At 71.6% G+C, this 21442-nt stretch carries 18 protein-coding genes; 15 read left to right on the top strand and 3 right to left on the bottom strand.

What is annotated here, in order from left to right; all coding sequences use genetic code 11:
- Window positions 1-23: 23 nt before the first annotated feature.
- Window positions 24-812 (top strand): phosphatase, encoded by a 789-nt coding sequence (locus ACGFQC_RS01010; RefSeq protein WP_363088422.1) that lies wholly within the window; start codon window positions 24-26, stop codon window positions 810-812.
- Between the two features lie 85 nt (window positions 813-897).
- Here ACGFQC_RS01010 and ACGFQC_RS01005 read toward each other — a convergent pair whose 3' ends face one another.
- Both ACGFQC_RS01005 and ACGFQC_RS01000 read right to left on the bottom strand, forming a co-directional pair.
- Complete coding sequence (locus ACGFQC_RS01005; protein WP_363088423.1) at window positions 898-1770, bottom strand: acyl-CoA thioesterase II; 873 nt, start codon at window positions 1768-1770, stop codon at window positions 898-900.
- 35 nt (window positions 1771-1805) lie between these two features.
- The gene (locus ACGFQC_RS01000; protein WP_363088424.1) at window positions 1806-2963 is read right to left on the bottom strand and encodes an acyl-CoA dehydrogenase family protein; all 1158 of its coding nucleotides are present in this window, start codon (window positions 2961-2963) and stop codon (window positions 1806-1808) included.
- A gap of 186 nt (window positions 2964-3149) precedes the next feature.
- On the opposite strand from ACGFQC_RS01000, the gene ACGFQC_RS00995 reads away from it, so the two are divergent.
- Window positions 3150-3788: a TetR/AcrR family transcriptional regulator gene (locus ACGFQC_RS00995; RefSeq protein ID WP_363088425.1), complete on the top strand. Its 639-nt coding sequence runs from the start codon at window positions 3150-3152 to the stop codon at window positions 3786-3788.
- Between the two features lie 158 nt (window positions 3789-3946).
- On the opposite strand, the gene ACGFQC_RS00990 is transcribed toward ACGFQC_RS00995, so the two are convergent.
- Window positions 3947-4546, bottom strand: coding sequence for a TetR/AcrR family transcriptional regulator (locus tag ACGFQC_RS00990; RefSeq protein ID WP_363088426.1), 600 nt, complete (start codon window positions 4544-4546; stop codon window positions 3947-3949).
- 98 nt (window positions 4547-4644) lie between these two features.
- Here ACGFQC_RS00990 and ACGFQC_RS00985 point away from each other — a divergent pair, with 98 nt between their 5' ends.
- The 13 genes from ACGFQC_RS00985 (at window position 4645) to glmS (ending at window position 21418) form a co-directional block, all read left to right on the top strand.
- Complete coding sequence (locus ACGFQC_RS00985) at window positions 4645-6261, top strand: carboxyl transferase domain-containing protein (RefSeq protein WP_363088427.1); 1617 nt, start codon at window positions 4645-4647, stop codon at window positions 6259-6261.
- A 14-nt stretch (window positions 6262-6275) separates the two neighbouring features.
- A complete protein-coding gene (locus ACGFQC_RS00980; RefSeq protein WP_363088428.1) occupies window positions 6276-8219 on the top strand; it encodes a biotin carboxylase N-terminal domain-containing protein in 1944 nt (647 codons plus the stop codon).
- On the top strand, window positions 8216-9193 hold the full coding sequence (locus ACGFQC_RS00975; protein WP_363088429.1) for a hydroxymethylglutaryl-CoA lyase: 978 nt from the start codon (window positions 8216-8218) through the stop codon (window positions 9191-9193). Before ACGFQC_RS00980 ends, ACGFQC_RS00975 begins: the two co-directional genes overlap by 4 nt.
- A gap of 5 nt (window positions 9194-9198) precedes the next feature.
- Window positions 9199-10359 (top strand): acyl-CoA dehydrogenase family protein, encoded by a 1161-nt coding sequence (locus tag ACGFQC_RS00970; protein ID WP_363088430.1) that lies wholly within the window; start codon window positions 9199-9201, stop codon window positions 10357-10359.
- Between the two features lie 192 nt (window positions 10360-10551).
- The gene (locus ACGFQC_RS00965; protein WP_363088431.1) at window positions 10552-11598 is read left to right on the top strand and encodes an ABC transporter substrate-binding protein; all 1047 of its coding nucleotides are present in this window, start codon (window positions 10552-10554) and stop codon (window positions 11596-11598) included.
- A 99-nt stretch (window positions 11599-11697) separates the two neighbouring features.
- Window positions 11698-12507: a siderophore-interacting protein gene (locus tag ACGFQC_RS00960; RefSeq protein WP_363088432.1), complete on the top strand. Its 810-nt coding sequence runs from the start codon at window positions 11698-11700 to the stop codon at window positions 12505-12507.
- A gap of 167 nt (window positions 12508-12674) precedes the next feature.
- Window positions 12675-14117, top strand: a complete 1443-nt coding sequence (gene desA, locus ACGFQC_RS00955; protein WP_363088433.1) for a lysine decarboxylase DesA — start codon at window positions 12675-12677, stop codon at window positions 14115-14117.
- The gene (locus ACGFQC_RS00950) at window positions 14101-15393 is read left to right on the top strand and encodes a lysine N(6)-hydroxylase/L-ornithine N(5)-oxygenase family protein (RefSeq protein ID WP_363088434.1); all 1293 of its coding nucleotides are present in this window, start codon (window positions 14101-14103) and stop codon (window positions 15391-15393) included. The genes desA and ACGFQC_RS00950 overlap by 17 nt, the downstream gene beginning before the upstream one ends.
- A complete protein-coding gene (locus ACGFQC_RS00945) occupies window positions 15390-15941 on the top strand; it encodes a GNAT family N-acetyltransferase (protein WP_363088435.1) in 552 nt (183 codons plus the stop codon). Before ACGFQC_RS00950 ends, ACGFQC_RS00945 begins: the two co-directional genes overlap by 4 nt.
- A complete protein-coding gene (locus tag ACGFQC_RS00940) occupies window positions 15938-17749 on the top strand; it encodes an IucA/IucC family siderophore biosynthesis protein (protein WP_363088436.1) in 1812 nt (603 codons plus the stop codon). Before ACGFQC_RS00945 ends, ACGFQC_RS00940 begins: the two co-directional genes overlap by 4 nt.
- Before the next feature lie 201 nt (window positions 17750-17950).
- Window positions 17951-18826: a DUF4429 domain-containing protein gene (locus ACGFQC_RS00935; RefSeq protein WP_363088437.1), complete on the top strand. Its 876-nt coding sequence runs from the start codon at window positions 17951-17953 to the stop codon at window positions 18824-18826.
- 469 nt (window positions 18827-19295) lie between these two features.
- The gene (locus tag ACGFQC_RS00930) at window positions 19296-19553 is read left to right on the top strand and encodes a hypothetical protein (protein WP_363088612.1); all 258 of its coding nucleotides are present in this window, start codon (window positions 19296-19298) and stop codon (window positions 19551-19553) included.
- Between the two features lie 47 nt (window positions 19554-19600).
- On the top strand, window positions 19601-21418 hold the full coding sequence (glmS, locus tag ACGFQC_RS00925; RefSeq protein ID WP_363088438.1) for a glutamine--fructose-6-phosphate transaminase (isomerizing): 1818 nt from the start codon (window positions 19601-19603) through the stop codon (window positions 21416-21418).
- Window positions 21419-21442 lie beyond the last annotated feature (24 nt).

The following is a 21442-nucleotide window of genomic DNA, read 5'->3' as shown; positions in this document are numbered from 1 at the left end:
GCCGCTGCCCCACAATGGAGACCATGCCGATACCCGGGACACCCAGCCGCGCCGAGCTCGTCGAACACCTCGTGAGGACCCGTATCGCGGGTGACGTCGCCACCCCGCGCGAGAACAACCTCTCCCACTACCGCCAGTTGGCCAACGGCGTCCGCAACTTCTGGCTCGGCCTGGAGCTCGGCGACCGCTGGACCGACGAACAGGACGTGCTCGCGGTGATGGCGGAGCGGGTCGGCGTCAACGACGACCCCGAGTACCGCTACGGCCAGGACACCATCGACCCCCAGCTCACCGTCGACGGTCTGGAGCGGCTCGCCGGTCGGCTGCGCAAGGCGGCCGAGGACCGGCAGCGGGTGCTGTTCGCCACCGGTCACCCCGGCGGGCTGCTGGACGTGCACCGGGCCACTGCGGACGCGCTGCGCCGGGCCGGCTGCGAGATCGTCGTCATCCCCGACGGGCTGCGGACGGACGAGGGGTACGTCATGCAGTTCGCCGACGTGGCGGTGCTGGAGCACGGCGCCACCCTGTGGCACACCCACTCGGGCGAACCGATGAAGGCGATCCTCACCGCCCTGGAGCGCGAGGGGCGCCCGCTGCCGGACCTGGTCGTCGCCGACCACGGCTGGGCGGGCTGTGCCGGACAGTACGGCGTGGACGCCGTCGGGTACGCCGACTGCAACGACCCGGCGCTGTTCCTCGCCGAGGCCGAGGGCACCGTCCAGGTGACGGTCCCCCTCGACGACCACGTCCTGAGCCCGCGCCACTACGACCCGATGACGGCGTACCTGCTGGCGGAGGCGGGACTGGTCTAGCACGCACGTCGCCCCGGCGAGACGGCGGTGATCACCGTGAAGGTGCTCCCGCCGCCGCCCCGTTCGTCCGTGGTGACCGTGCCCCTCAGTCCTCCCGGGGCACGCGCACCACGCCTTCCTGGATCACCGAGACGGCGAGCCGTCCGTCCTGCGTGTAGATGCGGGCCTGACCCAGGCCCCGGCCGCCGTGCGCCGACGGCGACTCCTGGTCGTAGAGCAGCCACTCGTCGGCGCGGAACGGGCGGTGGAACCACATCGCGTGGTCCAGGGACGCCCCCACCACGTCGCCGACCGCCCAGCCGCCGCGGCCGTGCGCGAGGAGGACCGAGTCCAGGAGGGTCATGTCGGAGACGTAGGTGGCGAGGACGACGTGCAGCAGCGGGTCGTCCGCGAGCTTGCCGTTGGTGCGGAACCAGACCTGGCTGTGCGGCTCCCGCGGCTCGCCGAACCTCCCGTACGGCGGCTCGTCGACGTAGCGCAGGTCGATGGCCCGGCGCGCCTCCAGGAACCGCTCGACGACGTCCGGCGGGAGGTGGCCGTAGCCGCGCAGGCGTTCCTCGGAGGTCGGCAGGGTCGCCGGGTCCGGGGAGACGGGCATCGGGGCCTGGTGGTCGAGCCCTTCCTCGTACGTCTGGAAGGACGCCGACAGGGCGAAGATCGGCCGGCCGTGCTGGACGGCGACCGCGCGGCGGGTGGTGAAGGAGCGGCCGTCGCGGATGCGCTCGACGTTGTAGACGATGGGCGCGCCGGGGTCCCCCATGCGCAGGAAGTACGCGTGCAGGGAGTGGGCGTGCCGGTCGGCGGGGACCGTGCGCCCGGCGGCGACCAGCGCCTGGGCCGCGACCTGCCCGCCGAAGACGCGCGGGACGACGGCGGAGCGGGACCGGCCGCGGAAGATGTTCTCCTCGATCTGCTCGAGGTCGAGCAGATCGAGGAGATCCTGTAGTGCCTGGCTCATGGGGACTGTTGTATCCGGCGGTAATTGCGGCCGGCTTACAGACCCATGTCCTTGGCGATGATCGTCTTCATGATCTCGCTGGTGCCGCCGTAGATGCGGTTGACGCGGTTGTCCGCGTACAGGCGGGCGATCGGGTACTCGTTCATGTAGCCGTAGCCGCCGTGCAGCTGGAGGCAGCGGTCGATGACGCGGTGCGCGACCTCGGTGCAGAACAGCTTGGCGCTGGCGGCCTCGGCGGGGGTCAGCTCACCGGCGTCCAGGGCCTCCGTGGCGCGGTCGGCGACGGCCTCGGCCGCGTCCACCTCGGCCTGGCAGGCGGCCAGCTCGAACTTGGTGTTCTGGAAGTGGGCGACCGGCTTGCCGAAGACGGTGCGGTCCTGCACGTACTGCTTGGCGAACCGGACGGCCGCCTTGGCCTGGGCGTAGGCGCCGAAGGCGATGCCCCAGCGCTCGGAGGCCAGGTTGTGGCCGAGGTAGTAGAAGCCCTTGTTCTCCTCGCCGAGCAGGTCCTCGACGGGCACCTTGACGTCGACGAAGGCCAGCTCGGCCGTGTCGGAGGTGCGCAGGCCCAGCTTGTCCAGCTTGCGGCCGACGGAGTAGCCCTCGGACTTGGTGTCGACGGCGAAGAGGGAGATGCCGTGACGGCGGTCCTCGGCGGTCGGGGCGGCGGTCCGGGCGCAGACGATGACCTTGTCGGCGTGGACACCGCCGGTGATGAAGGTCTTGGCGCCGTTGAGGACGTAGTGGGTGCCGTCCTCGCTCAGCTTGGCGGTGGACTTCATGCCCGCGAGGTCGGAACCGGTGCCCGGCTCCGTCATCGCGATGGCCCACATCTCCTCGCCGCTGACGAACTTCGGCAGGTAGCGCTTCTTCTGCTCCTCGGTCGCCAGCATCTTGATGTACGGCAGGGCGAGCAGCACGTGCACGCCGGAACCGCCGAACTGGACGCCGGCGCGGGCGGTCTCCTCGTACAGGACGGCCTCGAACTTGTGGCTGTCCAGGCCCGCGCCGCCGAACTCCTCGGGGACGTTGATCCCGAAGATGCCCAGCTCGCCGAGCTTGTAGTAGAACTCCCGCGGGGCCTGGCCGGCGGCGAACCACTCGTCGTAGACGGGTACGACCTCGGCCTCGATGAAGGCGCGAAGGGTCTCCCGGAACGCCTCGTGATCCTCGTTGAACACCGTACGGCGCACGCCGCCACCTCCACGTACCTCGGCCTGTCTAAGCGCTTGCTCATATCACCGTACCGGCGAGTACGAGGTGCGTCCAGGGCGGGTGCGGGGTAACGCTCGTCACGCCCTCCCGGCCTCCCCGCCCTGCGCGATGCCCTCTGACGGAATCTTGCGGCTCCAGCCGCCAGCCTGCGGAAGGGGCACCTGATGACCGGGACCGGTGGCGCCGGGACCCCCCGGGAGCGGTACCGCGCCCAGGTGCGGGCCGAGGTCAAGGAGCGGGCGTGGGAGCAGATCGCCTCCGCCGGGGCGTCCGCACTGTCGCTCAACGCCATCGCCAAGCAGCTGGGGATGAGCGGGCCCGCGCTGTACCGCTACTTCGCCGGCCGGGACGAGCTGATCACCGAACTGGTCAGGGACGCGTACCGCAGCCTCGCCGACGCCGTCCGGGCCGCCGACGGCGACGTCACCTCGCTGGCGGGCGCCCCGCGCACGTGGGCACTGGCCGATCCGCACCGGTGCTTCCTCGTCTACGGCACGCCCGTGCCGGGCTACCAGGCGCCCGACGACATCACCGACATCGCGTCCGAGATCATGGCGCGCCTGCTCGACGCCTGCGCCGGGCTGCCCGCGGACGGCGCGCGGACGCCGCTGGACACGCACCTCGACGAGCACCGGGAGTGGGCCGACGGCCACCCCGCGCCCGCCCCTGCCCCGCGCCGGGCGCCGGCCTTCTGGACCCGGCTGCACGGCGTGCTGTCGCTGGAGCTGGCGGGCCACTTCAGCGGAATGGGCTTCGATCCCGCCCTGCTCCACGCCGCCGAGCTGGACAGCCTGGGCGACTGACCACCCCTTCTCCCGCTCCCGCTCCCCCGCCGGCCCTCCGCCGCCGCGCCGTCGCCGTCCGGCCGACGGCGCGCGCGACCGACCGCCCTCCGCGCCTTCGCCACCGAACCGGACGGCCCGGGTGACCGACCGCCCACGGCCCCGGCGGCCGACCGCCCCTACTCCCCCTCCGCCGCCGCGCCGAAGGCGCCCCGGGCCATCCGGTGCAGCAGGTCCGCCGTGTCCCCCCGGCCGGGAAGCCCACCCGCCCTCCCCAGGTGCGGGGTGGAGTTGAGCAGTCCGAACACCGAGTGCACCGCGGACCGGGCCGCCGGCTCCGTCAGCGCCGGATAGACCTCGCGGACGACCTCCACCCACAGCTCGACGTACTGCCGCTGCAACTGCCGCACCAGCTTGCGGTCGCTGTCGCGGAGGCGGTCCAGCTCCCGGTCGTGCAGGGTGATCAGGGGACGGTCGTCGAGCGCGAAGTCGATGTGCCCCTCGACGAGCGAGTCGAGGACCGTGCCCGCCCCGGCCCCGTCGGCCTCCTGCACCCGGCGCCGCGCACCGGTCAGCAGCCGGCCGCTGATCCCGACCAGCAGCTCGGCGAGCATCGCGTCCTTGCCGGGGAAGTGCCGGTAGAGGCCGGGGCCGCTGATGCCGACCGCGGCCCCTATCTCGTCCACACCGACGCCGTGGAACCCGCGTTCGGCGAACAGCCGCGCGGCTTCCCTGAGGATCTGCTCACGGCGGGTGGGGGCGTCGGTTCTGGTGGCCATGGAAACAATTCTAGACAACCACGTTAGCGCTCGTTAACCTGACGGAAATGGTTAACGCTCATTAACCAGTCGACCACTGGGTGAGGGGACCGCAAGGTATGGAGCAGGCACCGGAGCTGACCAGCGCGGCCGATCCCGCGTCGGAGGCCTGGCGGACCAACGAGAGGGCCCACCTCGCGCTCGTCGAGGAGCTGCGCGGCAAGCTCGCCGCGGCTCGGCTGGGCGGCGGGGAGAAGGCGCGGGCCCGGCACACCGCGCGCGGGAAGCTGCTGCCGAGGGACCGGGTGGACACCCTCCTCGACCCCGGCTCCCCGTTCCTGGAGCTGGCCCCCCTCGCCGCCGACGGGCTGTACGACGGGCAGGCCCCCGCGGCCGGTGTGATCGCCGGGATCGGCCGGGTCAGCGGCCGGGAGTGCGTGATCGTCGCCAACGACGCCACCGTCAAGGGCGGGACGTACTACCCGATGACGGTGAAGAAGCACCTGCGGGCCCAGGAGGTCGCCCTCGAGAACCGCCTGCCGTGCGTGTACCTGGTGGACTCCGGCGGCGCCTTCCTGCCCATGCAGGACGAGGTCTTCCCCGACCGCGAGCACTTCGGGCGGATCTTCTACAACCAGGCCCGCATGTCCGGGGCCGGCATCCCGCAGATCGCCGCCGTGCTCGGCTCGTGCACGGCCGGCGGGGCGTACGTCCCGGCGATGAGCGACGAGGCCGTCATCGTGCGCGGCCAGGGCACGATCTTCCTGGGCGGCCCGCCGCTGGTGAAGGCCGCCACCGGCGAGGTCGTCACCGCGGAGGAGCTGGGCGGCGGCGAGGTCCACGCGCGGGTGTCGGGCGTCACCGACCACCTCGCCGAGGACGACGCGCACGCCCTGCGCATCGTGCGGACCATCGTCTCCACCCTCCCGGCCCGCCGCCCGCTCCCCTGGGAGGTGCGGCCCGCCGTCGAGCCCAAGGTCGACCCCCACGGGCTGTACGGCGCGGTGCCGGTCGACTCCCGTACCCCCTACGACGTACGGGAGATCATCGCCCGCGTCACGGACGGCTCCCGTTTCGCGGAGTTCAAGTCCGAGTTCGGGCAGACCCTGGTCACCGGCTTCGCCCGCGTCCACGGGCACCCGGTCGGCATCGTCGCCAACAACGGCATCCTGTTCTCCGAGTCCGCCCAGAAGGGCGCCCACTTCGTCGAGCTGTGCGACCAGCGCGGCATCCCCCTGCTGTTCCTGCAGAACATCTCCGGCTTCATGGTCGGCAAGGACTACGAGGCCGGCGGCATCGCCAAGCACGGCGCCAAGATGGTCACCGCGGTGGCCTGCACGCGCGTGCCCAAGCTGACGGTCGTGGTCGGCGGGTCGTACGGCGCGGGGAACTACTCGATGTGCGGCCGGGCCTACTCGCCCCGCTTCCTGTGGATGTGGCCGAACGCCAAGATCTCCGTGATGGGCGGCGAGCAGGCCGCCTCCGTCCTCGCCACCGTCAAGCGCGACCAGTTGGAGGCGCGCGGCCAGGACTGGCCCGCCCAGGAGGAAGAGGCCTTCAAGGCCCCGGTCCGGGAGCAGTACGAGCGTCAGGGCAGCGCCTACTACGCGACCGCCCGGCTCTGGGACGACGGGGTCATCGACCCGCTGGAGACCCGCCAGGTGCTGGGTCTGGCCCTGACCGCCTGTGCCAACGCGCCGCTGGGCGAACCCCAGTTCGGCGTCTTCCGGATGTGAGGGGCTCCAAGACGATGTTCGACACAGTGCTCGTGGCCAACCGGGGCGAGATCGCCGTCCGGGTGATCCGCACCCTGCGCTCCCTGGGCGTGCGCTCGGTGGCCGTCTTCTCCGACGCCGACGCCGACGCGCGGCACGTCCGGGAGGCCGACACGGCCGTCCGGATCGGTCCGGCGCCGGCCGCCGAGAGCTACCTGTCGGTGGAGCGGCTGCTGGAGGCCGCCGCCCGCACCGGCGCCCGGGCCGTCCACCCCGGATACGGCTTCCTCGCGGAGAACGCCGGCTTCGCGCGCGCCTGCGCCGACGCCGGGCTCGTGTTCATCGGGCCGCCGGCCGAGGCGATCTCCCTCATGGGCGACAAGATCCGCGCCAAGGAGACCGTGCAGGCGGCGGGCGTCCCGGTGGTCCCCGGGTCGAGCGGGAGCGGCCTCGGCGACGCCGAACTGGCCGCCGCCGCGCTAGAGATCGGCATGCCGGTGCTGCTCAAGCCGTCGGCCGGCGGCGGCGGCAAGGGCATGCGGCTGGTGCGGGAGGAGGGCGGCCTCCTGGACGAGATCGCCGCCGCCCGCCGCGAGGCCCGCGCCTCCTTCGGCGACGACACGCTGCTCGTCGAGCGGTGGATCGACCGGCCCCGGCACATCGAGATCCAGGTCCTGGCGGACGGCCACGGCCGGGTGATCCACCTGGGCGAGCGCGAGTGCTCCCTCCAGCGCCGGCACCAGAAGCTGATCGAGGAGGCGCCCAGCGTGCTCCTCGACGAGACCACCCGCGCGGGGATGGGCGAGGCGGCGGTGCAGGCGGCGCTGTCGTGCGGCTACCGGGGTGCGGGCACGGTGGAGTTCATCGTCCCCGGCGGGGACCCGAAGGCGTACTACTTCATGGAGATGAACACCCGTCTCCAGGTGGAGCACCCCGTCACCGAACTGGTCACCGGGCTGGACCTGGTGGAGTGGCAGCTGCGGGTGGCGGCCGGGGAGCACCTGCCGTACGCGCAGGACGACATCCGTCTCACGGGGCACGCCGTCGAGGCCCGGGTGTGCGCCGAGACGGTGTCCGTCCGCGAGGGCGCCCGCGGCTTCCTGCCGTCCGGCGGCACCGTCCTGCGGCTGCGCGAGCCCCAGGGCGAGGGGGTGCGCACCGACTCGGGACTGAGCGAGGGCACCGAGGTCGGCAGCCTGTACGACCCGATGCTCTCCAAGGTGATCGCGTACGGCCCCGACCGGGCCACGGCGCTGCGCAGGCTGCGGGCCGCCCTCGCGGACACGGTCACGCTGGGCGTGCCGACGAACGCCGGGTTCCTGCGCCGGCTGCTCGCCCACCCGGCGGTCGTGGCGGGCGAGCTGGACACCGGCCTGGTCGAGCGGGTCATGGACGACCTGGTCCCCACCGACGTGCCGGAGGAGGTCTACGAGGCCGCCGCGGCCGTCCGGCTGGAGGCGCTGAAGCCGTCCGGGGCGGGGTGGACGGACCCCTTCTCGGTGCCGAGCGGGTGGCGGCTGGGCGGGGAGCACCGGCCGCCGGCGTTCCCGCTGCGGGTCGCCGAGCCCGTGGAGCACACGCCGCGCGGCACGCACTCCGTCACCGACGAGACGGTCGGCGTCACCCTCGACGGCGTCCGGCACACCTTCCACCGGGCCGGTGACTGGCTGGGCCGCGACGGCGACGCCTGGCAGGTGCGTGACCACGACCCGGTGGCCGCGTCCCTGACCGGGGCCGCGCACGCGGGCGCCGACTCGCTGACCGCGCCGATGCCGGGCACGGTGACGGTGGTGAAGGTCGCCGTCGGCGACGAGGTGACGGCCGGGCAGAGCCTGCTGGTGGTGGAGGCGATGAAGATGGAGCACGTCATCTCCGCCCCGCACGCCGGCACGGTCGCCGAACTCGACGTCACCGCGGGCACCGCCGTCGCCATGGACCAGGTACTGGCCGTGATCGCGCCGCACGGGGAGGAGGGATGAGCGTGCGAGGACTTCCGATGACCGTGCCCGCGCCGGGCCTGCCCACGCGGGTCAGGATCCACGAGGTCGGTGCCCGCGACGGCCTGCAGAACGAGAGGGCGACGGTGCCGACGGCCGTGAAGGCCGAGTTCGTGCACCGGCTCGCCGACGCCGGGCTGACCACGATCGAGGCGACCAGCTTCGTCCACCCCAGGTGGGTGCCCCAGCTCGCCGACGCCGAGGAACTGTTCCCGATGCTCGCCGGTCTGCCGGTGGAGCTGCCGGTGCTCGTGCCGAACGAACGCGGGCTGGACCGGGCGCTGGCGCTCGGGGCGAGGCGGGTCGCGGTGTTCGCCAGCGTCACCGAGGCCTTCGCCAAGGCCAACCTCAACCGCACGGTGGACGAGTCGCTGGCCATGTTCCACCCGGTGGTGGAGCGGGCCAAGGCCGACGGGGTGCACGTGCGCGGCTATCTCTCCATGTGCTTCGGCGACCCCTGGGAGGGCGCGGTCCCGGTCCCCCGGGTCGTCCGGGTGTGCCGGGCCCTGGTCGACATGGGCTGCGACGAGCTGAGCCTCGGCGACACCATCGGGGTCGCCACCCCCGGTCACGTCGAGGAGCTGCTGACCGCGCTCGACGAGGAGGGCATCCCCGTGGGCGCGCTGGGCGTGCACTTCCACGACACCTACGGCCAGGCCCTCGCCAACACCCTCGCCGCGCTCCGGCACGGCGTCACCACCGTCGACGCCTCGGCGGGCGGCCTGGGCGGCTGCCCGTTCGCGAAGTCCGCCACCGGCAACCTCGCCACCGAGGACCTCGTGTGGATGCTGACCGGCCTCGGCATCGACACCGGGGTCGACCTCGGCCGTCTCGTCGCCACCAGCGTCTGGATGGCCGGCCGGCTGGGCCGGCCCAGCCCGTCCCGCACCGTCCGCGCCCTGTCCCACGAGGACGCGCAGGGCCGAGAGGGCCGTGAGGCCCACAAGGAGCAGTGACCGCCATGGACCACCGACTCTCCCCCGAGCTGGAAGAACTGCGGCGCACCGTCGAGCAGTTCGCGCACGACGTCGTCGCGCCGAAGATCGGCGACTTCTACGAGCGGCACGAGTTCCCGTACGAGATCGTCCGCGAGATGGGCCGCATGGGCCTGTTCGGGCTGCCCTTCCCCGAGGAGTACGGCGGCATGGGCGGCGACTACCTGGCGCTGGGCATCGCGCTGGAGGAACTGGCCCGCGTCGACTCGTCGGTGGCGATCACTCTGGAGGCGGGCGTGTCGCTGGGCGCGATGCCGATCCACCTCTTCGGCACCGACGAGCAGAAGCGGCAGTGGCTGCCGCGGCTGTGCTCCGGCGAGATCCTGGGCGCGTTCGGCCTGACCGAGCCGGACGGCGGCAGCGACGCGGGCGCGACGCGGACGACGGCCCGGCTCGACCCGGACACCGACGAGTGGGTGATCAACGGCACGAAGTGCTTCATCACCAACTCGGGCACGGACATCACGGGCCTGGTCACGGTCACCGCGGTGACGGGCCGGAAGCCGGACGGCAGGCCGCTGATCTCCGCGATCGTCGTGCCGTCCGGCACCCCCGGTTTCACGGTCGCCGCGCCCTACTCCAAGGTCGGCTGGAACGCCTCGGACACCCGTGAGCTGTCCTTCACGGACGTCCGCGTCCCGGCGGCGAACCTGCTGGGCGAGGAGGGCCGCGGCTACGCCCAGTTCCTGCGCATCCTGGACGAGGGCCGCGTCGCCATCGCGGCCCTGGCGACGGGACTGGCCCAGGGGTGTGTCGACGAGTCGGTGAAGTACGCCAGGGAGCGCCACGCCTTCGGCCGCCCGATCGGCGCCAACCAGGCGATCCAGTTCAAGATCGCCGACATGGAGATGAAGGCGCACACGGCCCGCCTCACCTGGCGCGACGCGGCGTCGCGCCTGGTGTCCGGGGAGCCCTTCAAGAAGGAGGCGGCCCTGGCGAAGCTGTACTCCTCGACGATCGCCGTCGACAACGCCCGCGACGCCACCCAGGTCCACGGCGGCTACGGCTTCATGAACGAGTACCCGGTCGCCCGCATGTGGCGCGACTCCAAGATCCTGGAGATCGGCGAGGGCACGAGCGAGGTGCAGCGGATGCTGATCGCCCGGGAGTTGGGACTGGTGGGCTGAGGCCCGCCCGGACCCCCGACAACTCGTTCGCCCGGTAGGCGTTTTGGCCTGGGCCGGCGGGTACGGATGCCTTCGCCGGGGCGGGGTCGGGCGGTTCCGTCCGACCCGCCCCCTGGACAAGATCTGAGGTTAGGCTAACCTACCTTCGAATTGTCCGGCGGTGATCCGCCCCGTTCGAAAGCGGCCACACTCATGTCCAACGCCAGAGCCACTCACCTCACCCGTCGCGGCGTCCTCGCCGCCGGTGGCGCCCTCGGTCTCGGTGCCGTGCTCGCAGCCTGCGGGGACGACGACTCGGGGAGCGGTGACGCGAAGTCGACGGAGAACGCCGCCAAGTCCGGTCCCTGGACGTTCAAGGACGACCGCGGGACCACCGTGAAGCTCGACGCGATCCCGGCGAACATCGTCGCGTTCACCGGCGTCGCGGCCGCCCTCCACGACTACGGCATCCAGGTCAAGGGCGTCTTCGGACCGACGAAGACCACCGACGGCAAGGCCGACGTCCAGGCCGGCGACATGGACATCAGCAAGGTCGAGATCCTGGGCAACGTCTGGGACGAGTTCAACGTCGAGAAGTACGCGGCCCTCGCGCCCGACGTGCTCGTCTCCACCATGTTCGACAACGCCGGCACCCTCTGGTACGTCCCCGAGGCCTCCAAGGACAAGGTCGCCAAGCTGGCCCCGAGCGTCGCCGTCTCCGTCTACGACCGGCAGCTCACCGCTCCCCTGGAGCGCATGTGGGAACTGGCCGAGTCCCTCGGCGCGGACATGACCGCGGCCGAGGTCACCGACGCCAAGAAGCGCTTCGAGACCGCCGCGACCCGGCTGCGCGCCGCCGCCAAGGCCAAGCCCGACATCAAGGTCATGGCCGGTTCCGCGAGCGACCAGCTGTTCTACGTCTCCGGCACGAACCTCTCCATCGACCTGGAGTACTTCAAGGCCCTCGGCGTGAACTTCGTCGAGCCGCCGGAGAGCGCCAAGGCCGAGGGCGGCGGCTGGTACGAGTCGCTGAGCTGGGAGAACGTCGACAAGTACCAGGCCGACATCATCATGATGGACGACCGTTCCTCGACGATCCAGCCGGCCGACATCACCAAGCCGACGTGGAAGCAGCTCCCCGCGGTGAAGGCCGGACAGGTCATCGCCCGCTCGCCCGAGCCGATCCTGTCGTACGACAAGTGCGTGCCGCTGCTGGAGACCCTCGCCGAGGCGCTCGAGAAGGCGAAGAAGGTCGCCTGACAGGGCCGCTCCGGGGCCCGCGCCCACGCGGTCGAACCGCTCGGGCACGGGCCCGCCCCCGAAGAAGGTCAGCCGCCCCTCCCCCACCCAGGAGCCCGCATGACCACGGCCGTCGCCGCCCCGTTCCGTTTCTTCGCGCTGCACGTCGTACGGACGAGGCGGCTCGGTCCGTCCCTGGTCCGGGTGACGTTCGCCGGGGAGGAGCTGCGGCACTTCCTCTCCGACGGCTGGGACCAGTCCCTGTCGCTGTTCCTGCCGCATCCGGGGCAGGACGCACCGGTCGTGCCCCTCGAACTCGGGGACAGCTGGTGGCAGGGATGGCGCGAACTGCCGGACGACGTACGGGCGGTGATGCGTTCGTACACGCTGCGGGAGCTGCGCCGGGACCCCGACGAGATCGACGTCGACTTCGTGCTGCACACCCCGGCCGGGCCCGCCTCCGCGTGGGCCGGCCGGGCGCGCGCCGGTGACCGGGTGCTGCTGCTCGGCCCCGCCGTCGCCGACAACCGGGCGATCCGGTTCCGGCCGCCGGACGACACCGACCTGGTGCTGCTGTGGGGCGACGAGACGGCCCTGCCGGCGATCGCGTCCATTCTCGCGTCGCTGCCCGCAGGACAGCGTGTCCGGGCGTGGCTGGACGTGCGCGACGCCGGGAACGTGCGGCACCTGGCGACCGCGGCGGACGCCGAGATCTCCTGGTCGGCCGACGGGACCTGTCTCGACGCCCTGCGCGCGGCCGCGCTCCCGCCCGCCGAGCGGCCGTACGCCTGGATCGCGGGCGAGTCGGGCTCGGTGAAGGCGCTGCGCCGGCACTTCGTGCAGGAGCGCGGCGTCGACAGGCGCCGGGTCACCTTCGTCGGATACTGGCGTCAGGGCATGACGGAGGAACAGCTGCGCGCGGCCGGGTGACCAACCCCCGTGCCGGGCAAGGAAGTTGACCGGCAAACGTGATGACCGTCACCGCCGGACGGCGTTTCGTTCGCGTTACTTAGGTTAGGCTAACCTAAGTAAAAATCGAGGCTCCGCTCCCGCGTCCGCCCGCGGCGGACCCGTCCCCACCCCGGAGGACCCCCACGATGCGCTCGCACCTGCTCAATGACACGAACGCGGAGCGGTACCGCCGCTCCGTGACCGAAGGAGTCGAGCGGGTGGCCGCCAAACTCGCCGCCACCGACCGTCCGTTCACCGGCGTCACGGTCGACGCCCTCGCTCCCCGCATCGAGGACATCGACCTCGACAGGCCGCTGGGCGACACCACGGCGGTACTGGACGAGCTGGAGGAGGTCTACCTCCGCGACGCGGTCTACTTCCACCACCCCCGCTACCTCGCCCACCTCAACTGCCCGGTCGTCATCCCGGCCGTGCTCGGCGAGGCGGTCCTGTCCGCCGTCAACTCCTCCCTGGACACCTGGGACCAGTCGGCGGGCGGCACCCTCATCGAGCGGAAACTGGTCGACTGGACGGCCGCCCGCATCGGCCTCGGCCCCGCCGCCGACGGTGTGTTCACCTCCGGCGGCAGCCAGTCCAACCTCCAGGCGCTGCTCCTCGCCCGCGAGGAGGCCAAGACCGGCTCCCTGGAGAAACTGCGCATCTTCGCCTCCGACGTCAGCCACTTCAGCGTGAAGAAGTCGGCGAAACTGCTGGGCCTGGGCCAGGACGCGGTGGTCTCCATTCCCGTCGACCACGACAAGCGCATGCAGACCGTCGCCCTCGCCCGCGAACTGGAGCGCTGCGAGGAGGCCGGCCTCGTTCCCATGGCCGTCGTCGCCACCGCCGGCACCACCGACTTCGGCTCCATCGACCCGCTGCCCGAGATCGCCGAACTGTGCGAGCGGTACGGCGCCTGGATGCACGTCGACGCCGCCTACGGCTGCGGGCTGCTCGCCTCGGTGAAGTACCGCGACCGCATCGACGGCATCGAACGCGCCGACTCCGTCACCGTGGACTACCACAAGTCCTTCTTCCAGCCGGTGAGTTCCTCGGCCGTCCTGGTCCGGGACGCGTCCACGCTGCGCCACGCCACCTACCACGCCGAGTACCTGAACCCCCGCCGCATGGTGCAGGAACGCATCCCCAACCAGGTCGACAAGTCCCTCCAGACCACCCGCCGCTTCGACGCGCTGAAACTGTGGATGACGCTGCGCACGATGGGCGCCGACGGCATCGGCCAGCTGTTCGACGAGGTCTGCGACCTCGCGGCCCGGGGCTGGGAACTGCTCGCCGCCGACCCGCGCTTCGACGTCGTCGTCGAGCCGTCGCTGTCCACCCTGGTCTTCCGCTACGTCCCGCGGGCCGTCACCGACCCGGCCGAGATCGACCGCGCCAACCTCCACGCCCGCAAGGCCCTGTTCGCCTCCGGCGACGCGGTGGTGGCGGGCACCAAGGTGAACGGCCGCCACTACCTGAAATTCACCCTGCTGAACCCCGAGACGACGGTCGACGACATGGCCGCCGTCCTCGAACTGATCGCCGGCCACGCCGAGCAGTACCTGGGAGAACCCCTTGACCGCGCGTCCTGAAAACCCCGCCGCCACCCACGACTTCGTCGGGATCGGACTCGGCCCCTTCAACCTCGGCCTCGCCTGCCTGACCGAGCCCATCGACGCACTGAACGGCGTCTTCCTGGAGTCCAAGCCCGACTTCGAGTGGCACGCGGGCATGTTCCTCGACGGCGCTCACCTGCAGACGCCGTTCATGTCGGACCTGGTCACCCTCGCCGACCCGACCTCGCCGTACTCCTTCCTCAACTACCTCAAGGAGAAGGGCCGGCTGTACTCGTTCTACATCCGCGAGAACTTCTACCCGCTGCGCGTGGAGTACGACGACTACTGCCGCTGGGCCGCCGGCAAGCTGAGCAGCGTGCGCTTCTCGACGACGGTCGCCGAGGTGACGTACGACGAGGACACCGAGCTGTACGCCGTGCGGACCACGGACGGCGAGGAGTACCGCGCCCCGCACCTGGTCCTGGGCACCGGCACCGTGCCGTACGTCCCCGAGACGTGCCGCGGCCTGGGGGACGGCGTCCTGCACACCTCGCAGTACATGCACCGCAAGGCGGAGCTGCGGGAGAAGAAGTCGGTCACCGTGGTCGGCAGCGGGCAGAGCGCCGCCGAGATCTACCACGAGCTGCTCTCCGAGATCGACGTCCACGGCTACCAGCTCAACTGGGTCACCCGCTCCCCGCGGTTCTTCCCGCTGGAGTACACCAAGCTGACCCTGGAGATGACCTCCCCGGACTACATCGACTACTTCCACGCCCTGCCCGAGGAGACCCGCTACCGGCTGGAGAAGCAGCAGAAGGGCCTGTTCAAGGGCATCAACTCGGAGCTGATCGACGCGATCTTCGACCTGCTCTACCAGAAGAACGTCGAGAGCGGCGGCCGCGGCGTCCCCACCCGGCTGCTCACCAACTCCTCGCTGACCTCCGCACGGCACGAGGACGGCGGCTACACGCTCGGCTTCCACCAGGACGAGCAGGACAAGGACTTCGAGATCCGCACCGAGGGCCTGGTGCTGGCCACCGGCTACCACTACGAGCCGCCGGCCTTCCTCGACCCGGTCCGCGACCGGCTCCGCTTCGACGCACACGGCCGTTTCGACGTGACGCGTGACTACGCGATCGACGTCACCGGCCGGGGCGTCTTCCTGCAGAACGCCGGCGTGCACACGCACAGCGTCACCAGCCCGGACCTCGGCATGGGCCCCTACCGCAACAGCCACATCATCCGCGAGCTGCTCGGCAGCGAGTACTACCCGGTCGAGAAGACCATCGCCTTCCAGGAGTTCGGCGCATGAACACGACCGCGGCCGTCGGCCGTCTCACCTTCCGCCCCCTCGACCCCCTCAAGGACGCCGGGCTGCTGCACTCCTGGGTGACGCACCCCAAAGCGGCCTTCTGGATGATGCAGGACGCCACACTGGTCGACGTCGAGCGCGCCTACACGGAGATAGCCGCCGACGAGCACCACCACGCCCTGCTCGGGCTGCACGACGGCACACCGGCCTTCCTGATGGAGCACTACGACCCCCGCCACCGCGAGCTGGTCGGCCTGTACGAGCCGCGGCCCGGCGACGTCGGCATGCACTTCCTGGTCGCCCCCACCGACCGGCCCGTGCACGGCTTCACCCGCGCGGTCATCACCGCCGTCATGGCCCGCCTCTTCCAGGACCCGGCCACCGCACGGGTGGTGGTCGAGCCGGACGTCTCCAACAAGGCCGTGCACGCGCTGAACGAGGCCGTCGGCTTCGTCCCCGAGCGCGAGATCGACAAGCCGGAGAAGAAGGCGCTGCTCAGCTTCTGCACGCGGGAGCGGTTCACCGCCGCCACGGGGGTGGACGCGTGAGCCTCACCGACGCCGTGGCCCACCTCTCCCCCGAACGCTGGGAGAAGGCCAACCGCCTGCTGATCCGCAAGGCCCTCGCGGAGTTCGCCCACGAGCGCCTGATCACGCCCGAGTTCACGGACGGGGCCGCGGACGGGGCCGCGGGCGAGCAGGACGGGAGGAGCCGGCAGTACGTCGTCCGCAGCGACGACGGCCTGACGTCCTACCGCTTCACCGCCGTGCGCCGCGCCCTGGACCACTGGCAGGTCGACGCCGACTCGATCACCCGCACCCGGGACGGCGCCGCGCTCCCGCTGGCCGCACTGGACTTCTTCATCGAGCTGCGGGGCGCGCTCGGACTGAGCGACGAGATCCTGCCGGTCTACCTGGAGGAGATCTCCTCCACCCTCTCCGGCACCTGCTACAAACTCGCCAAGCCGCAGCTCACGGCCGCCGAGCTGCTGGAGGGCGGCTTCCAGGCCATCGAGAGCGGCATGACCGAGGGCCACCCCTGCTTCGTCGCCAACAACGGGCGGCTCGGCTTCGGCGTCCACGAGTACCTGGCGTACGCGCCGGAGACCGCGAGTGCGGTCCGCCTGGTGTGGCTGGCGGCGCACCGGTCGCGGGCGGCGTTCACGGCGGGCGCCGGCATCGACTATGCGTCGTTCGTCCGGCAGGAGCTGGGCGAGGAGACCGTCGAGCGTTTCGAGGGGGTGCTGCGCGGCCGGGGCCTCGACCCGGACGACTACCTCCTGATCCCCGTCCACCCCTGGCAGTGGTGGAACAAGCTCAGCGTCACCTTCGCCGCCGAGGTCGCCCGCCAGAACCTGGTGTGCCTCGGCGAGGGCGACGACGAGTACCTGGCCCAGCAGTCCATCCGGACGTTCTTCAACGCGACCCACCCCGAGAAGCACTATGTGAAGACGGCCCTGTCCGTCCTCAACATGGGCTTCATGCGCGGCCTGTCGGCGGCGTACATGGAGGCGACCCCGGCGATCAACGACTGGCTGGACCGGCTGATCGACAACGATCCGGTGCTGAAGGCGGCGGGCCTGTCGATCATCCGGGAGCGGGCGGCCGTCGGCTACCGGCACCTGGAGTACGAGGCGGCGACCGACCGCTACTCGCCGTACCGCAAGATGCTGGCCGCGCTGTGGCGGGAGAGCCCCGTCCCCTCCCTCCGCGACGGCGAGTCCCTCACCACGATGGCCGCCCTGGTCCACGTGGACCACGAGGGCAGGTCGGTGGCCGGCGCGCTGGTCGAACGGTCGGGCCTGGCCCCCGCCGAGTGGCTGCGGCACTACCTGCGGGCGTACTACACCCCCCTCCTGCACACCTTCTACGCCTACGACCTGGTCTTCATGCCGCACGGCGAGAACACCATCCTGGTCCTGAAGGACGGTGTCGTGCGGCGGGCGGTCTACAAGGACATCGCCGAGGAGATCGCCGTCATGGACCCGGACGCGGTGCTGCCGCCCGAGGTGCGGCGCATCCGGGTCGAGGTCCCCGAGGACGTGAAACTCCTGTCGATCTTCACGGACGTCTTCGACTGCTTCTTCCGCTTCCTCGCCGCCGGCCTGGCCGCCGAGGGGGTCCTGGCGGAGGACGACTTCTGGCGCACGGTCGCCGAGGTCACCCGCGAGTACCAGGAGGCGCACCCCGAACTCGACGACCGGTTCCGGCAGTACGACATGTTCGCCCCCGAGTTCGCGCTGTCCTGCCTCAACCGGCTCCAGCTGCGGAACAACCGGCAGATGGTGGACCTGTCGGACCCCTCGGGCGCCCTCCAGCTGATCGGCACCCTGAAGAACCCCCTCGCCGGTCTCTGACCCGCGGACCGGCGCACGCCGGTCTCCGAGACCCGCAGACAGGCGCGCGCCCCCGAGTACGGTCCTCGGGGGCGCGCGTCGTCGTGCCGTCACGTCCCGGCTCGTCCTTCCCGGCTCGTCCTGTCCCTGCTCGCCCTTCCCTGCTCGCCCTGTCCCGGCTCGTCCCGGTCCGGGGCGAACACCTGATGGAACAATCGCCCCATGGCGGAAATCATCCAGAAGGACGGCACCTGGGTCTTCGACGGGGATGCCCTGCGGCTGACGCCGGGCCGGGACAGGAACGTCAGTCCACTCCGCGGCACCCTGGGTGAACTCGTCGTGCCGCTGCGCGCGTTGGCGGGCGTCTCGTTCGAGCAGGGCAGGAAGTCGGGGCGGCTCAGGCTGCGGCTGCGCGACGGCGCCTGCCCCCTGCTGCACGCCACCGGCGGCCGGCTCACCGAACCCCACGACCCCTACCGGCTGGTGGTGGAGCCCAACCGCTACGGCGTCGCCGAGTACCTCGTCGACGAGGTGCGCGACGCGCTGCTGCTCGACCAGGTCCCCACCGGTCCGGTGGACGCCCATCTGCTGCCGGGCCCGCCCGTGCCCCTGTCGGTGGCCGCCGGGGACGGCACCGCGAGCTTCGACGGCGAGCGGGTGCGCCTGGAGTGGAACTGGAAGACGGAGGAGGCCAAGGCCGCCGCCGGCGCCCGCACCCTGCCCGTCGGCGAGATCACGGCCGTGGAGTGGCGTCCGGCGGCCGGACTGGACAACGGTCACCTGCGGTTCACCGTCCGGGGCGCCCCGGCGAGGACCCCGGCGAAGTACGACCCGAACGCCGTGGAGCTGTGGGGCTTCAAGAAGGACCCGCTGATGGCGCTGGTCGCGGCCGCCGTGCAGGCCAGGCTGCCGCACCCGGCCGCGGGCCCCGAACACGCCGCGCCCCCGGCGCCGGTGCCGCTGCCTGGGCCGGCCGCGGGGGACGACCACGACACGCTGCTGCGCCGCCTGCGCGAGCTGGGCGAACTGCACCGGGACGGCATCCTGACGGACGAGGAGTTCGCGACGGCCAAACAGGCGGTCCTCCACCGCATGTGAGGCCGGGCGGCGCGGACGGGGGACGGGGGACGGGGAGCTGGGCGCGTCCCCGGCGGGAATCCTCAGACACCCCTGGGCCCCTGTCCGGCGGACCGTGCCGCGGACGCGGGGTCCGGCACGCCCTCCCCGGGAGGAAACGCCCCCGACGGCGTTGTCGTCGGTCGCCGACTCCCCCACGCCCGGCCGCGCTCGCGCGAGAGCGCGGTCACCGACCACCACGGCTGCACCCCCGGCCGCGCTCGCGCGAGAGCACCCTCATCACGTCCACGTCCACGCCCGCCTCCGCCTCGCAGCCGGACGCACCGGACCCCGCCCACCCGGGCGCCAAGGCGCCGCCGGCTTCCTCCGACCCGATCCGCCGGACAGGCCGTAGCACACGCACAGGTCACCCACGGCTCCCCGCCAGGGGTCTGCCCGGAATCGGGCAGGAATCTTGCGAAAGTCTCGCCGGTACCCCAGGATCTACCGGGTGCACGACGAACTCGTTGATCACCTGACGCGCTCCACCCCGCTGAACCGGGGTGAGGCCCTGCGGGTGATCCAGGACGTTCTCGCCTACTTCGACGAGACGACCGAGGAGTTCGTACGCCGCCGCCACCGCGAGCTCCAGGCCCAGGGCCTGGTCAACGCGGAGATCTTCGAACGGATCGCGGCGGACCTGAAATACCGGGCGGTGGCACCGCCGGAGCCCACGCTCCGCCAGCTGCGCCGCATGGTCTACGGCTGAACGACCGGCCCCGGACCAGCCGAGAACTACAGAGGGATTGCCTACACATGTGCGGAATCGTCGGATACATCGGGAAGCGTGACGTCGCGCCCCTGCTCCTGGAGGGCCTGCAGCGCCTGGAGTACCGCGGCTACGACTCGGCGGGCATCGTCGTCACCTCCCCGAAGACGGCCGGCCTGAAGATGGTCAAGGCCAAGGGTCGCGTCCGCGACCTGGAGGCCAAGGTCCCGGCCCGCTTCAAGGGCACCACCGGCATCGCCCACACCCGCTGGGCCACCCACGGCGCCCCCTCCGACGTGAACGCCCACCCGCACATGTCGGCCGACCTCAAGGTCGCCGTCGTCCACAACGGCATCGTCGACAACGCCTCCGACCTGCGCCGCAAGCTGGAGGCGGACGGCGTCGAGTTCCTCTCCGAGACCGACACCGAGGTGCTCGTCCACCTCATCGCCCGCTCCCAGGCCGAGAAGCTCGAGGACAAGGTCCGCGAGGCGCTGCGCGTGGTCGAGGGCACCTACGGCATCGCCGTCATGCACGCCGACTTCAACGACCGCATCGTCGTCGCCCGCAACGGCTCCCCGGTCGTCCTCGGCATCGGCGAGAAGGAGATGTTCGTCGCCTCGGACATCGCCGCCCTGGTCGCCCACACCCGCCAGATCGTCACCCTCGACGACGGCGAGATGGCCACCCTCAAGGCCGACGACTTCCGCACCTACACCACGGAGGGCACCCGCACCACGGCCGAGCCCACCACCGTGGAGTGGGAGGCCGCCTCCTACGACATGGGCGGCCACGACACCTACATGCACAAGGAGATCCACGAGCAGGCCGACGCCGTGGACCGCGTGCTGCGCGGCCGCATCGACGACCGCTTCTCCACCGTGCACCTGGGCGGCCTCAACCTGGACGCCCGCGAGGCGCGCCAGATCCGCCGCGTGAAGATCCTCGGCTGCGGCACCTCGTACCACGCGGGCATGATCGGCGCCCAGATGATCGAGGAGCTGGCCCGCATCCCCGCGGACGCCGAGCCCGCCTCCGAGTTCCGCTACCGCAACGCGGTCGTCGACCCCGACACCCTGTACATCGCCGTCTCCCAGTCCGGTGAGACCTACGACGTGCTGGCCGCCGTCCAGGAGCTCAAGCGCAAGGGCGCGCGGGTGCTCGGCGTGGTGAACGTGGTCGGCTCCGCCATCGCCCGCGAGGCCGACGGCGGCGTCTACGTGCACGCCGGGCCGGAGGTCTGCGTCGTCTCCACCAAGTGCTTCACCAACACCACCGTCGCCTTCGCGCTGCTCGCGCTGCACCTCGGCCGCACCCGTGACCTGTCGGTGCGCGACGGCAAGCGGATCATCGAGGGCCTGCGCCGGCTGCCCGCCCAGATCGCCGAGATCATGAAGGGCGAGGAGGAGATCAAGAAGCTGGCGGAGCAGTTCGCCGAGGCCCGCTCGATGCTCTTCATCGGCCGCGTCCGGGGCTACCCGGTGGCCCGTGAGGCCTCCCTGAAGCTCAAGGAGGTCTCCTACATCCACGCCGAGGCCTACCCGGCCTCCGAGCTGAAGCACGGCCCGCTCGCCCTGATCGAGCCCGCCCTGCCGACGGTCGCGATCGTCCCCGACGACGACCTGCTGGAGAAGAACCGCGCCGCCCTGGAGGAGATCAAGGCCCGCAGCGGCCGGATCCTCGCGGTGGCCCACCAGGAGCAGGAGAAGGCCGACCAGACGATCATCGTCCCCAAGAACGAGGACGAGCTCGACCCCATCCTCATGGGCATCCCCCTCCAGCTCCTCGCCTACTACACGGCCAAGGCCCTCGGCCGTGACATCGACAAGCCGAGGAACCTGGCGAAGTCGGTGACGGTCGAGTAGGGGAACCGGGAGGACGGACCCCCC

Origin of the sequence: Streptomyces sp. NPDC048734 (assembly GCF_043198675.1) — a bacterium.
Taxonomy (GTDB): Bacteria; Actinomycetota; Actinomycetes; order Streptomycetales; family Streptomycetaceae; genus Streptomyces.
This window is presented reverse-complemented; position numbering and strand designations above follow the sequence as displayed.

Bases quoted from the DNA above. Each gene is read 5' to 3' on its own strand.
- ACGFQC_RS01010 (WP_363088422.1), top strand. From the start codon at position 24: ATGCCGATACCCGGGACACCCAGCCGCGCCGAGCTCGTCGAACACCTC.
- ACGFQC_RS01005 (WP_363088423.1), bottom strand. From the start codon at position 1,770: ATGAGCCAGGCACTACAGGATCTCCTCGATCTGCTCGACCTCGAGCAG.
- ACGFQC_RS00995 (WP_363088425.1), top strand. From the start codon at position 3,150: ATGACCGGGACCGGTGGCGCCGGGACCCCCCGGGAGCGGTACCGCGCC.
- ACGFQC_RS00990 (WP_363088426.1), bottom strand. From the start codon at position 4,546: ATGGCCACCAGAACCGACGCCCCCACCCGCCGTGAGCAGATCCTCAGG.
- ACGFQC_RS00985 (WP_363088427.1), top strand. From the start codon at position 4,645: ATGGAGCAGGCACCGGAGCTGACCAGCGCGGCCGATCCCGCGTCGGAG.
- ACGFQC_RS00980 (WP_363088428.1), top strand. From the start codon at position 6,276: ATGTTCGACACAGTGCTCGTGGCCAACCGGGGCGAGATCGCCGTCCGG.
- ACGFQC_RS00975 (WP_363088429.1), top strand. From the start codon at position 8,216: ATGAGCGTGCGAGGACTTCCGATGACCGTGCCCGCGCCGGGCCTGCCC.
- ACGFQC_RS00970 (WP_363088430.1), top strand. From the start codon at position 9,199: ATGGACCACCGACTCTCCCCCGAGCTGGAAGAACTGCGGCGCACCGTC.
- ACGFQC_RS00965 (WP_363088431.1), top strand. From the start codon at position 10,552: ATGTCCAACGCCAGAGCCACTCACCTCACCCGTCGCGGCGTCCTCGCC.
- ACGFQC_RS00960 (WP_363088432.1), top strand. From the start codon at position 11,698: ATGACCACGGCCGTCGCCGCCCCGTTCCGTTTCTTCGCGCTGCACGTC.
- desA (WP_363088433.1), top strand. From the start codon at position 12,675: ATGCGCTCGCACCTGCTCAATGACACGAACGCGGAGCGGTACCGCCGC.
- ACGFQC_RS00945 (WP_363088435.1), top strand. From the start codon at position 15,390: ATGAACACGACCGCGGCCGTCGGCCGTCTCACCTTCCGCCCCCTCGAC.
- ACGFQC_RS00935 (WP_363088437.1), top strand. From the start codon at position 17,951: ATGGCGGAAATCATCCAGAAGGACGGCACCTGGGTCTTCGACGGGGAT.
- glmS (WP_363088438.1), top strand. From the start codon at position 19,601: ATGTGCGGAATCGTCGGATACATCGGGAAGCGTGACGTCGCGCCCCTG.